11 protein-coding genes are annotated in these 12,438 nt (G+C 72.6%); 9 read left to right on the top strand and 2 right to left on the bottom strand.

Annotation, left to right across the window (positions count from 1 at the left end):
* The first annotated feature begins 45 nt into the window (after window positions 1-45).
* Window positions 46-540, top strand: coding sequence for an RNA polymerase sigma factor (locus ABTX60_RS18830; RefSeq protein WP_352098142.1), 495 nt, complete (start codon window positions 46-48; stop codon window positions 538-540).
* A gap of 56 nt (window positions 541-596) precedes the next feature.
* A complete protein-coding gene (locus ABTX60_RS18825; protein WP_352098301.1) occupies window positions 597-1,094 on the top strand; it encodes a GNAT family N-acetyltransferase in 498 nt (165 codons plus the stop codon).
* Window positions 1,095-1,164: 70 nt separating this feature from the next.
* Here ABTX60_RS18825 and ABTX60_RS18820 read toward each other — a convergent pair whose 3' ends face one another.
* Together ABTX60_RS18820 and ABTX60_RS18815 are read right to left on the bottom strand one after the other, a co-directional pair.
* The gene (locus ABTX60_RS18820) at window positions 1,165-1,593 is read right to left on the bottom strand and encodes a hypothetical protein (protein ID WP_352098141.1); all 429 of its coding nucleotides are present in this window, start codon (window positions 1,591-1,593) and stop codon (window positions 1,165-1,167) included.
* Entirely contained in the window at window positions 1,574-1,933 is a 360-nt protein-coding gene (locus tag ABTX60_RS18815; RefSeq protein ID WP_053668244.1) for a hypothetical protein, read from the bottom strand. The genes ABTX60_RS18820 and ABTX60_RS18815 overlap by 20 nt, the downstream gene beginning before the upstream one ends.
* Before the next feature lie 69 nt (window positions 1,934-2,002).
* Between ABTX60_RS18815 and ABTX60_RS18810 the strand changes: the two genes are divergently transcribed.
* From ABTX60_RS18810 to cobT, 7 genes are all read left to right on the top strand, one after another.
* Entirely contained in the window at window positions 2,003-2,653 is a 651-nt protein-coding gene (locus ABTX60_RS18810) for an HAD family hydrolase (RefSeq protein ID WP_352098140.1), read from the top strand.
* Between the two features lie 375 nt (window positions 2,654-3,028).
* Window positions 3,029-4,063 (top strand): methionine ABC transporter ATP-binding protein, encoded by a 1,035-nt coding sequence (locus ABTX60_RS18805; RefSeq protein ID WP_352098139.1) that lies wholly within the window; start codon window positions 3,029-3,031, stop codon window positions 4,061-4,063.
* Window positions 4,060-4,767, top strand: coding sequence for a methionine ABC transporter permease (locus ABTX60_RS18800; RefSeq protein WP_107458263.1), 708 nt, complete (start codon window positions 4,060-4,062; stop codon window positions 4,765-4,767). Before ABTX60_RS18805 ends, ABTX60_RS18800 begins: the two co-directional genes overlap by 4 nt.
* A 60-nt stretch (window positions 4,768-4,827) precedes the next feature.
* Window positions 4,828-5,646, top strand: a complete 819-nt coding sequence (locus ABTX60_RS18795; RefSeq protein WP_352098138.1) for a MetQ/NlpA family ABC transporter substrate-binding protein — start codon at window positions 4,828-4,830, stop codon at window positions 5,644-5,646.
* A gap of 138 nt (window positions 5,647-5,784) precedes the next feature.
* Complete coding sequence (locus ABTX60_RS18790; RefSeq protein ID WP_352098137.1) at window positions 5,785-6,417, top strand: GNAT family N-acetyltransferase; 633 nt, start codon at window positions 5,785-5,787, stop codon at window positions 6,415-6,417.
* A gap of 145 nt (window positions 6,418-6,562) precedes the next feature.
* On the top strand, window positions 6,563-7,783 hold the full coding sequence (gene cbiE / locus ABTX60_RS18785; RefSeq protein WP_352098136.1) for a precorrin-6y C5,15-methyltransferase (decarboxylating) subunit CbiE: 1,221 nt from the start codon (window positions 6,563-6,565) through the stop codon (window positions 7,781-7,783).
* A 367-nt stretch (window positions 7,784-8,150) separates the two neighbouring features.
* Window positions 8,151-12,344 carry a nicotinate-nucleotide--dimethylbenzimidazole phosphoribosyltransferase gene (gene cobT, locus ABTX60_RS18780; RefSeq protein WP_352098135.1) on the top strand — a complete coding sequence of 1,398 codons (4,194 nt, stop codon included), beginning with the start codon at window positions 8,151-8,153 and terminating at the stop codon, window positions 12,342-12,344.
* Window positions 12,345-12,438 lie beyond the last annotated feature (94 nt).

The following is a 12,438-nucleotide window of genomic DNA, read 5'->3' as shown; positions in this document are numbered from 1 at the left end:
GCCGCCCGGGCAACCCGCCGCCCGGGCGGCCGCGTCGCTCCGCATATGACGCATGACCTGGTCACCGCGCTGCGCCCGTTGCTCACCGCCGAGGCCTCCGCCGAGGCATATTCCACCGGAACCGAGCCGGGTGACCTGGAGCAGGCGGTCTGGCTCCGTCTGCTGGAGCGGCTCGACGCCGAGGGTCCGCCGCTCGACCCCGAGCAGTGGCTCCGCCGCGCCGTCCGCTCCGAGGCGCGCCGCACCCGCCGGACGAGCCGCCTCGAACGGCCGTACTCCGGTGAACCGGTCGACGACGGGCACGGCGATCCCGAACAGCTCGCCCTCACCGCGGCCCGCGGCCGCGCCCTGCGCGAGGCCGTGCGCCGCCTCCCGGGCCGCTGCCCCCGGCTGATGGAGGCCCTGCTCTCGCCGGAGGACCTGACATACCGGGAAATCGCAGGGGAGTTGGGTATCTCACAGGGGAGTCTCGGCCCGGAACGTTCCAGATGCCTGGGATGTCTCAGGAGATTACTGACACCGGAGGTTGCGGCCCGCTGAGGACGGGGATAGGAGTGGGGACACCAGGTGATCAGATGAGCGGGAGGCGTGCGCACATGGGCATGAGCGTGACCATCTCTGCGGCGACCGAGCAGGACGCGGAGCAGATCTTCAGACTGCAGTACCTGTGCTTCCAGCCGGAGGCGGCGCTGTACGGGAACTACCGCATCGACCCGCTCGTCCAAACCCTCGACTCGGTCCGCGAGGAGGTCACCCGCGACTGCGTCTTCGTGGCCCGGCTCGGCGAGGAGGTCGTCGGCTCGGTCCGGGGCTCGGTCACCGAGGACGGCGCCGCCGCGATCGGCAAGCTCTGCGTCCACCCCCGCCTCCAGGGCCACGGCATCGGCGCCCGCCTCCTCAAGGCGGCCGAATCGGCCCTCGCCGGGGACCACGGCGCCACCCGTTTCCGCCTCCACACCGGCCACCGCAGCGAGGGCAACCTCCGCCTCTACCGCAAGGTCGGCTACGAAACGGTCGGCACGTCCCAGGGCGCGGACGGCGTCCCGATGATCGTCCTGGAGAAGCCGGCGAGCACGTACGCGGCGACGGCTTGATCGTCGCCCCTTCAGGGGCGCGGGGAACCGCGCGAGCAACCACACACGGCCCGCGGCCGCCTGACGCGTCTCAGGCGGCACCCTCGCTGGGCGCACCCTTCCGCAACCAGTAGATGGCGGACACCGGCAGGATCACGGGAATGAACAGATACCCCATCCCGAAGTCGGACCACACGGTCGCGTCCGGGAAGGCGGACGGCTCGACCAACGTCCAGGTCCCCACCGTCAGCACCCCCACCAACTCGGCGACACAGCACGCCAGTGCGACCCTCCGCGCCGTCTCCCCACCCCGCACCAGCGAGTACGTGATGAACCCGTACACGACACCGGCCACGGCCGACAGCGAGTAGGCCAGCGGCGCCCGGTCGAACTCCGTCGCGATCTGGAACGCGGACCGCGACACCGCTCCCACGACCATCACGCCGTACAGCCACACCAGCAGCGTGCCCGGTCCGCTGATCAGCCGGCGCCGGCTCATCTCAGCCTCCCCAGATGTCATAGAGACGCACCTCCAGCACCGCCAGCACCACACCACCGGCGGCCACCGTCACCGAACCCCACCGGGTCCGCTCGGCCAGCGACATGAACCCCGCCGCCGGGACACACGCGAACGCCCCCAGCAGATACGCGACGAAGATCGTCGTCCCCTGCTCCGGCTTCTCGCCCTGCGCGAGCAGCACGATCCCCACGACCAGCTGGACCAGCGACAGCAGGGTGACCACGGCCATCCCGATGAAGTGCCAGTCCTTCGTCGGCTGGTCGCGGTAGGCCGCCCAGCCGCACCAGGCGGCGAGCAGCAGCGCGGCGACGCCGGTCACCAGCGTCAGGGCATTCAGCATGCAGCGACCTTATTACGGCCGAAAAGGCCCCCTGCTTCCGGCCCTGGCCTGCACCGTAGGGTCGAGGCCATGACGATCCACGCGCAGGCCCTGCTGTTCGACAACGACGGAACCCTCGTCTCCTCCCTTGCCTCGGTGGACCGCTGCTGGACACGCTGGGCCGGGGAGTACGGGATCACCGCCGAGAGGTTCGCGCGCGTCGAACTGCATGGCCGGCCGGCCGCCGAGATAGCCGCCGACCTGCTGCCCGCCGAGGTGGTGCCGGCCGCCGTCGCGCGGATCGAGGACCTGGAGGTGGAGGACGTGCCCAACGGCGGGGTGCACCTGCTGCCGGGCACCCGGGCGTTCCTCGACGCGCTGCCCGCCGAGCGCTGGGCCGTCGTCACCTCGGCCACCCGGCGGCTCGCCGAGGCCCGGCTCGACGCCGTCGGCATTCTGCCCAAGACCCTCGTCGCCGCCGACGACATCACCCGCGGCAAGCCCGACCCCGAGCCCTACCTGCTCGCCGCCCGCGCGCTCGGCGTCGACCCGGCGCACTGCGTCGTCTTCGAGGACGCCCCGGCGGGCCTGACGGCCGGCCGCGCCGCGGGCATGACCACCGTGGCGTTGACCACAACCCATCAGGCCCACGAACTGCACGCCGATCTCGTCGTGGAGAATCTGTCGGCCCTGTCCGCGCTGGTCACCGCGCAGGGCGTGGAGATCTCCCGGCGCGGCTGACGGCCCCCGGACCCCGTCCACCGCTGTCCAGCATGCGGACAGCGGAGGGCCGATCAGGACCGTACGCGTGTTTTACTGACGACATGACCACGACGAGCGACCGCATCCCCGCGACCGAGGCGACCATGACGCCCGGTGCTCGTTGTATGTGTCGAATGTGCGCCTTCTAGAGGGCCCCTGCACCACCCCCGAGCTCGCGCCCCGAAGCGAGACGCGGCCTGTCCGCACGCCCTGAGCGTCGCGTGACCCGAAGCCGCCCCGCGCACATGTTCTCCCCGGTTCCCCTCCCCAGCGAGAACCGTGTCGCGTCCCTGACCGAATGCACCTGTGCCCGGGCACACCCACGCCCGCGCACTCGACAGTGACGGAATCCCAGTGATCATCACCTCGGGCCTGACCAAGGTCTACCGTGCGCGCGGCCGTGAGGTCACCGCCCTGGACGGCGTCGACCTGCACGTCCGCGAGGGCGAGGTGTACGGCGTCATCGGCCAGTCCGGCGCCGGCAAGTCCTCGCTCATCCGCTGCGTCAACCTGCTGGAACGCCCCACCGCCGGCACCGTGACCGTCGCCGGGCAGGACCTGACCGCCCTGGCCGGCCGCGGCCCGCGTGCCGGGAAGGAACTGCGCCAGGCGCGCAGCCGCATCGGCATGGTCTTCCAGCACTTCAACCTGCTGTCCTCCCGGACGGTCCAGGACAACGTCGAGCTGCCGCTGGAGATCCTCGGGAAGTCCGGGCAGGAACGCTCCCGCAAGGCGCTGGAGCTGCTCGACCTCGTCGGTCTCGCCGACAAGGCCAAGTCCTACCCGGCGCAGCTCTCCGGTGGGCAGAAGCAGCGCGTCGGCATCGCCCGCGCCCTCGCCGGCGACCCGAAGGTGCTGCTGTCCGACGAGGCCACCAGTGCCCTCGACCCGGAGACCACCCGCTCGATCCTGGCGCTGCTGCGCGACCTCAACCGGCAGCTCGGCCTGACCGTCCTGCTCATCACCCACGAGATGGACGTCGTGAAGTCGGTCTGCGACTCGGCCGCCCTCATGGAGAACGGGCGCATCGTCGAGTCCGGCACCGTCAGCGAACTCCTCGCGACCCCCGGCTCGGAACTCGCCTCGGCGCTGTTCCCGCTCGGCGGCGAGGCCTCCGGCGAGGACCGCACCGTCGTCGACGTCACCTTCCAGGGCGAGAGCGCCACCCAGCCCGTCATCTCGCAGCTCGCCCGCACCTACAACATCGACATATCGATCCTCGGCGCGGCCATCGACACCGTCGGCGGCCTCCAGGTCGGCCGCATGCGCATCGAACTGCCCGGCCGCTACGAGGACAACGTCGTGCCCATCGGCTTCCTGCGCGAAAAGGGCCTCCAGATCGACCTCCTGGGCAACGACTCCGAACCGGTGAAGGAAGGTGCCAAGTGACCTGGTCCGAGATGCAGCCCCTGCTGGAGCAGGCGTGTTGGGACACCCTCTACATGGTCGGCTGGTCCACGCTCATCGCCGTCGTCGGCGGACTGCCGCTCGGCATCCTGCTGGTCCTCACCGACCGCGGGGGCCTCCTGCAGAACCTCGCCGCCAACAAGGTCATCGGGCAGGTCGTGAACATCGCCCGCTCCCTGCCGTTCATCATCCTGATGGTCGCGCTGATGGGCTTCACCCGCTCGATCACGGGCACGACCATCGGCGTCGAGGCCGCCATCGTGCCGCTCGCCGTCGGCGCCATCCCGTTCTTCGCGCGCCTGGTCGAGACGGCCGTCCGCGAAGTGGACCACGGGCTCGTCGAGGCCGTGCAGTCCATGGGCGGCAACACCTGGACCATCGTCCGCAAGGTCCTCGTCCCCGAGTCCCTGCCGTCGCTGATCTCCAGCACCACCACCACGATCGTCGCCCTCATCGGCTACTCGGCCATGGCGGGCACCGTCGGCGCGGGCGGCCTCGGCGACATCGCCATCCGCTACGGCTACCAGCGCTTCGAGACCCAGCTGATGTGGATCACCGTCGCGATCCTCGCCGTCGTCATCTCGGTCATCCAGTTCGCGGGCGACTACGCGGCCCGCTCCCTGCACCGCCGCGGCGCCCACTCGGGGCCCGCCCCCAAACTGCGGCTGCTCAAAGCCGCCTCCTGACCCCCCGGACACCCACACGGGGTCGCACCACTCGCAAGGCCATAAGGAAAGGCACTTTTCGTGCGTAACACCGCCAAGATCACCACCGCCGTCCTCGCCGCCGGAGCCCTCACCCTCGGGCTCAGCGCCTGCGGCGCGGACAGCTCGGACACCGACGGGCCCCTGATCGTCGCCGCCAGCCCCGTCCCGCACGCCGAGATCCTGAACTACGTCAAGGACAACCTCGCCCAGAAGGAAGGCCTCGACCTCCAGGTCAAGGAGTTCACGGACTACGTCACGCCGAACACGGCGACGCAGGACGGCTCCGTCGGCGCCAACTACTTCCAGAACAAGCCGTACCTCGACGACTTCAACAAGAAGAACGGCACCGACATCGTGCCGGTCGTCACGGTCCACCTGGAACCGCTCGGCCTCTACTCCCACAAGGTCAAGAAGGCCGACGACCTGAAGAGCGGTGCGACGGTCGCCATCCCCAACGACACGGTCAACGAGGCCCGCGCCCTCAAGCTCCTCGCCGCCGACGGGCTCATCACCCTCAAGGGGGGCGTAGGCAACGAGGCGACCCCCTCCGACATCGCCAAGAACCCCAAGAACCTCAAGTTCAAGGAGCTGGAGGCGGCCCAGACGCCGCGCTCCCTCGACGACGTGGACGCCGCCGTCGTCAACGGCAACTACGCCATCGAGTCCGATCTCAAGCCGTCCAAGGACGCCCTCGTCCTGGAGTCCCCGAAGAACAACCCCTACGGCAACTTCCTCGCCGTGAAGAAGGGCAACGAGGACGACCCGCGCGTGAAGAAGCTCGCCAAGCTCCTCACCTCTCCCGAGGTCAAGAAGTTCATCCAGGACAAGTACGCCGGCTCCGTGCTCGCCTCCTTCTGAGCCCACACCCGGCACCCGCGCACGGGGTTCTTCCCCCACCCGGTGGGAAGGGCCCCGTGGTGCGGATCAGTGCTTTCATGCTGCATGCTGGACAGTTCAGCATGCCCTGAAGGTTCACCGAAGGTTACGGAGCGGCGCATGACGAGCACCTTCCCCAACATCTCCATCAGCACGGAGCGGTTGGTGCTGCGTCCCCTCGACGAAGACGATGTCGCCTCCCTGGCCGCGATGATGAACGACGAACAGGTGGCGGCCTGGACCTCCGTCCCCCAGCCCTTCACGGAGAGCGGCGCCCGCACCTGGATCACCGAGTACGCGCCCGCGCAGCGCACCGAGGGACATGGAATCGACTTCGCCGTCACCGAGTTCCTCACCCAGCGCCTGGTCGGCGTCATCCAGCTCGGCAAGACCAACTGGCACGTGCGCTCCGCCGAGTTGTCGTACATCATCGCCCCCTGGGCACGCGGTGAGGGCTACGCCTCCGAGTCCGCCCTGGCCACCGCCCAGTGGCTCTTCGGGGACCAGAAGTTCGAACGTATCGAGCTGCGCACGGCGGCCGACAACACAGCCTCCCAGCAGGTCGCCCAGAAGATCGGCTGTATCAGCGAGGGCGTGCTGCGCAACGCCTGTATAGCCCGGACCCGTGCCGAGGACGGCACATGGACCGACGTACGCACCGACTTCATCGTCTGGAGCCTGCTCCCCGAGGACCTGGAGGGCGTCGGCGAACAGCTCCGCGACGGCTTCACGTCCTTCGGCGACTGGAACTGACCGGAACCACCCGGAGGACACCGGCGCCGACGGCACCGGTACTCCCCCCTTCACCTCCACCGGGTACCCTCACGGAGCCCGCCCCCGGGCTGCTCCCTCTCACGCCACGCAGACGACCTGCGAAAACCCCTGGAGACTGACGACGATGGCCGACCGCGTCACGGTGATCGGCTGGGACGGTTCGCCGCTGACCGCCGCGGCGAGCGCCGCCCTGGGCGCCGCCACGCTGGTGGCCGGCGCCGCCCACCACCTGGCGCTCCCCGAGGTGCCCGCGGGTGCCGAGCGCATCCGCCTCGGCAGTGTCGCCCTCGCCGCCCGCCGCATCGCCGCCCACCGCGGCACGGCCGTGGTCCTCGCCGACGGCGACCCGGGCTTCTTCGGCGTCGTACGCACCCTGCGGGCCCCCGAGTTCGGCCTCGAGGTGGAGGTCGTCCCCGCCGTCTCCTCCGTCGCCGCCGCCTTCGCCCGTGCCGGGATGCCCTGGGACGACGCACAGGTGGTCGTCGCACACCCCCGTACCCTGCGGCGCGCGGTCAACGTGTGCCGAGCCCACACCAAGGTGGCGGTCCTCACCTCACCCGGCGCCGGCCCCGCCGAACTCGGCCTGCTCCTCGAAGGAGTCCACCGCTCCTTCGTCATCTGCGAGGAACTCGGCACCGCACGCGAACGCGTCGCCGTCGTCACCTCCGAGAAGGCCGCCGACCACACCTGGCGCGACCCCAACGTCGTCATCGTCCTCGGCGGCCCGGCCCGGCCGGACACGGCGGGGGAGAGCGGCGGCTGGATCTCCGGCCGCGACCCGTCCGCCGGGCCGCGCGGCTGGACCCTGCCCGCCGACGCCTACGGCTCGGACCTCGGTGAGGGCGAGACCCAGCTGCTGCGCGCCTCCCAACTCGCCCGTCTAGGGCCCCGCGTCGGCGACCTCGTGTGGGACATCGGCTGCGGCAGCGGCGCCTTCGCCGTCGAGGCCGCCCGGGCCGGCGCCGCCGTCCTCGCCGTCGACGGCGACCGGACCGCCTGCGCCCGCACCGACACCGCCGGCCGCCGCCTCGGCGTCCAGCTCCAGATCGTGCACGGCACCGCCCCGCACATCCTGGAGAACCTCCCCGAACCGGACGTCGTCCGCGTCGGCGGCGGCGGAGCGGCCGTCGTCTCGGCGGTCGCCGACCGCCGCCCGCAGCGCATCGTCACGCACGCCGCCACCCGTGACGCCGCCGAACTGATCGGCCGCGACCTGACCGAGCACGGCTACGGCGTCGAGTGCGCCCTCCTCCAGTCCGTCGAACTCGAAACCAGGGCCTGGACGGAGAAGGAACGGAGCGTCGCGTTCCTGCTCAGCGGCGTCCTGCCGAAGCGCGGAGCCTGACCCCGCGACCGTCCCCGTGATCGGTTTGTCGTACTGCGCGCGGTAGGCTGGCCGATCGCTGCACCGCACAAGGACGCCCGGCGCTTCGTCGGTCAATGTCCGGAAAACCCGCCCGTTTTGGGGTGTGTGTGGTACGGCAGAACCGGAGGGCGCGCAACGTGGCGCAGTCCACAGCGGAACCGTCGCGGATCAAGCTGCCGTGGGGGTGGTTCGACCGCGACAATGCCAGTGAATGGCTTTGTCGCCTTTTCCGGACGGACCGTTCGTGCCGCTGGGGACGCACGCTCGTTCTTCACTGCGGGGCGGTCGGTGCGCCGTCCCGGGCGAGCTGGTCGTAGGAGCACTAACCGATGGGCGAGGGGTACGCATGACCGACACCGGCCAGGTCCCGGGCGAGGGACTGCCGGAGAGCGCAGGCATGGTGGAGCAGCCGGACGCCCCCGCGCCCGGTGCGTACCCCTACCTCTCCGAGACCACCGCCGAGGACGAAGACCTGCTGCTGTTGCCGGGCGCCCAGGGCGCCTGGGGCAACGAGGTCCCGCCGCCCGCGCCGGAGCCGGTCCAGGAGGCCGTGCACCAGCCCGGCCCGCACGAGATCTCCGGCCGCGACAGCGGCTCGGTCGACCTCGGCGGCGTCCGCCTGCCCGACCCGCCGCCGATCCCGCCCATCACCCCGCGCCGGCCCCTGCACCTCGGCCCGCCGCTGCCCGACAGCTCGGCGAGTCCCGTGCGCTCCCTCGCAGACCGCGGCCCCGCCGACGCGCCGGTACGCCAGCCGGCACCGTCCCCGGCGGGTCCCGAGTACCTCGACGGCCCCCATACCCCCGAGGCGCAGGCGCAGCCCGCCACGCCCTGGGGCGTACCGGCCCCGCACCCGGCCCAGGTGAGCGCCGGGGCGGTGCCTGCGGAAACGGTTGTTCCGGCAGCGGAACCGATGGGCACGGCCCAGGCGGTCGCGACCCAGGTGCCGGCGGAGGCGAACCACACGGCACCGTCGGCCCAGGCCGCACCCGCGCAGCCCCTTCCCGCCGAGCAGCCCACCGGGGTCCCGGCGACCGCCGAGCCCGAGCAGGTCGTCCCCGAGACGGAAGCGGCTGCGGTGGGTGACCCCGTGGTTCCGGCTGGTGTTCCCGGTGTGGGCCCGGCGGAGGGGCAGCCGGCTGCGGCCGAGGCCGGTCAGGCTCCTGCGCATGTTCCCGTCGGTGCGGCTGTCCCCGCCGGTGCGGGTGCCGGCCCGGACGGGGCCCAAGTCGCCGCCCCGGAGCAGGTCGTGGCAGCGCAGGGGGAAGACCCCGCGGTCCTGGACGTGGACGCGGCGGCGGGCCGAGTGACTGCCGCCCAGATCGGCCTGGTCGCTGCCGCTGGTTCCGCCGGTGTGGCAGAGGCCCAGCCGGCCGAGGCCGGGTACGTGACTCCCGAGCAGGCTGCGGCCGCCGCGGGCGACCCCGCCGGGCCCGATGCGGGCCAGGTGGCCACCGCCGACGCGGGGGCGGTGGCTGCGCCGGAAGCGGTGGCGCCGCCGGCACCGGAGCCGGGAGCGGTCGCGAACGGCCCTGCGCGCAACGGTGAACCCGCCGGTGTGTCTCCTGAGGCTCCCGGACCGGACGCCACCGTCGGACAGCCCCCGACGACCGCTGCCGAGCAGACCGTGGCACCGGCTCCCGCCCCGCAGGCCGACCCTGCTCCGCAGGCCGACCCTGCTCCGCAGGCCGTCCAGGTCCCCCAAGCGGTCCCGTTCCCGGATGCTGCCGCTGCCCCGGAGCACGCGGCCGTCACCCCGCCCGAGCCGACCGGTGGCGAGGCCCCCGCCCTGGTACCGGACGAGGCAACCCCCGACGCCGCCGCTCCCGCGTCCGAGGTGGCAACCCCGGCGCCGGAGGCCGTTGCGCAGACGCCGGCTCCGGGCGTTACCCCCGAGGCCGCCGTGTCAGCCCCGCACGAGGCCGCCGCGCCGGGTGCGGACGCCACCGCCTCCGAGACCGTGATGCCGGAGCCGGAGCCGGAGCCGGAGCTCGAGGTCACCGCCGAAGACGCTGGGCCGCAGCCGCAGCCGCAGCCGGTAATTGACGCCGCGTCGGCCGCTCAGGAACCTGAGGCGGCGGCTCCGCGACCCGTCCCTGCCGGCCCCCACCTCGAGGCGCCCGGCCAGGTCGCCGTTGCCCAGGCCACCGAACCGGTCGGCCCGGAAGATACCGCTCCACCCGTCGGGGCCGCCGCCTCTGGCCCGGCCCCGGTCGCCGAGGGGGCCGCAGCCCCGACAGCCGAAGGTGTCGTCACCCCGGTCCCGGAACCGGAACCGGCAGCCCAGGTCCCCGCACCCGCCCCCACTCCCTCGCCGGACACCACCCCGGAGGCGACCGTCCCGGCCCAGCCCCCCGCGGCAGCGACACCCGCCGAGGCCCCCGCACCCGCTCAGGCACCCGAGGCAACCGAGGAACCCGTGCCTGCCCCCACCGCCGACGCGGCGGACCCGGCCCCGGCTCCGGAGGCGGTCACGGCCGCCCCCACCACCGAGACCGTCGAGCCCGCCCCCGCCCCCGAGGCACCTACATCCGCCGAGGACGTCACCGTCGTGCTCCCCGCCCCCGCCTCGGACGAACAGCCCGGACAGCCGGTGCAGGGCCCGCAGCAGTCGCGGCCGGCGACGCCCGGGACGCCGGAGCCCCCCGCACCCGCCGTCACCGTCCCGGCACCCCGCGACGGCGACGCCGAACTCGCACAGAACGCCGACGACCTGGACACCCGGGCCGCCGAACAGGAAGACCTGGCCGACCAGGAACGCCGAGAAGAGAGCGCGGCCGCAGTGGCAGAAGCCCGTCAGTCCACCGGCCCCGCGGCCCCCGGCTACGACCCCGCCGAGCGCGAGGCCGTCCTGAAGGTCATGCGCGAACGCCGTGACATCCGCAACGGCTTCCGCAGCGACCCGATCCCGCACGAGGTGCTGCTGCGCGTCCTGGAGGCCGCCCACCACGCGCCTTCCGTCGGGCACTCACAGCCCTGGGACTTCGTCGTCATCCGCTCCGCCGACACCCGGCGCGCGATGCACGAACTGGCCATGCGCCAGCGCGACGCCTACGCGAAGTCCCTCCCCAAGGGCCGGGCGAAGCAGTTCAAGGAACTGAAGATCGAGGCCATCCTCGACACGCCGGTGAACATCGTGGTCACCGCCGACCCCACCCGCGGTGGCCGCCACACCCTCGGCCGCCACACCCAGCCCCAGATGGCCCCGTATTCGGCCGCCCTGGCCGTGGAGAACCTCTGGCTCGCCGCCCGCGCCGAGGGCCTCGGCGTCGGCTGGGTCAGCTTCTTCGACGAGCGCGAGATGGTCCGCGCCCTCGGCCTGCCCGAGCACCTGGAGATCATCGCCTACCTGTGCGTCGGCTACGTCGACGAGTTCCCGGACGAGCCCGAGCTGTTGCAGGCCGGCTGGTCCAAGCGCCGCCCGCTGTCGTGGGTCGTGCACGAAGAGACATACGGCCGCCGTGCCCTGCCCGGAGAGGAACCCCACGACCTGCTCGCCGAGACCGTCGCGCAGATCCGCCCGTTGGACGCCAAGGCGCTCGGCGAGGCGTGGGAGCGCCAGAAGCGTATGACCAAGCCGGCCGGAGCGCTGGGCATGCTGGAGATCATCTCCGCGCAGCTGTCCGGCCTGTCCCGCCAGTGCCCGCCGCCCATCCCGGAGCCCGCGGCCGTAGCGATCTTCGCGGGCGACCACGGTGTGCACGCCCAGGGCGTCACCCCCTGGCCGCAGGAGGTCACGGCCCAGATGGTGGCCAACTTCCTCGGCGGCGGAGCCGTCTGCAACGCCTTCGCCACCCAGGTCGGTGCCGAGGTCTGCATCGTGGACGTGGGTGTCGCCGCCGACCTCCCGGCCACCCCGGGCCTGCTGCCCCGCAAGATCCGTGCCGGCACGTCCGACCTGACGACCGGTCCCGCCATGACCCGCGAGGAGGCCAAGCAGGCCATCGAGGTCGGCATCGAGACCGCCCGGGACCTGGTCGCCGCCGGCAACAAGGCGCTGCTGACCGGTGAGATGGGCATCGCGAACACCACCGCGTCCGCCGCCCTGATCTCCGTCTTCACGGGCGCGGACCCGGCGGAGGTCACCGGCCGGGGCACCGGAATCAACGACGAGACCCTCGCCCGCAAGACCGAGGTCGTCCGCCGGGCCCTGGAGCTCCACCAGCCGGACCCGGCCGACCCGATCGGCGTGCTCGCCGCGATCGGCGGCTTCGAGCACGCCGCCATCGTCGGCCTGCTCCTCGGTGGCGCCTCCCTGCGTACGCCGGTGATCCTCGACGGCGTCAGCGCCGGCGCCGCCGCCCTGGTCGCCCGCGCGATCGCCCCGGAGGTCCTGGCCGCGTGCATCGCGGGCCACCGCAGCGCCGAGCCGGGCCACGTCGCCGCCCTCAACAAGCTGGGCCTGCGCCCCCTGGTCGACCTCGACCTCCGGCTCGGCGAGGGCACCGGCGCCCTGCTCGCCCTGCCGCTGGTCCAGAGCACGGCCCGGGCGATGCACGAGGTGGCGACGTTCGACTCGGCAGGAGTCACGGAGAAGTAGGGCTCGACGCCGGCCCCGTGGGTGTGTGGGCGGGCGGTCCGCGGGGCGGATCGCCCGCCCACGGACCCACGGGGCCGCCCACCGGCGGCACCCT

The sequence above is a fragment of the Streptomyces sp. NPDC126510 genome, assembly GCF_040302345.1.
Taxonomy (GTDB): Bacteria; Actinomycetota; Actinomycetes; order Streptomycetales; family Streptomycetaceae; genus Streptomyces.
This window is presented reverse-complemented; position numbering and strand designations above follow the sequence as displayed.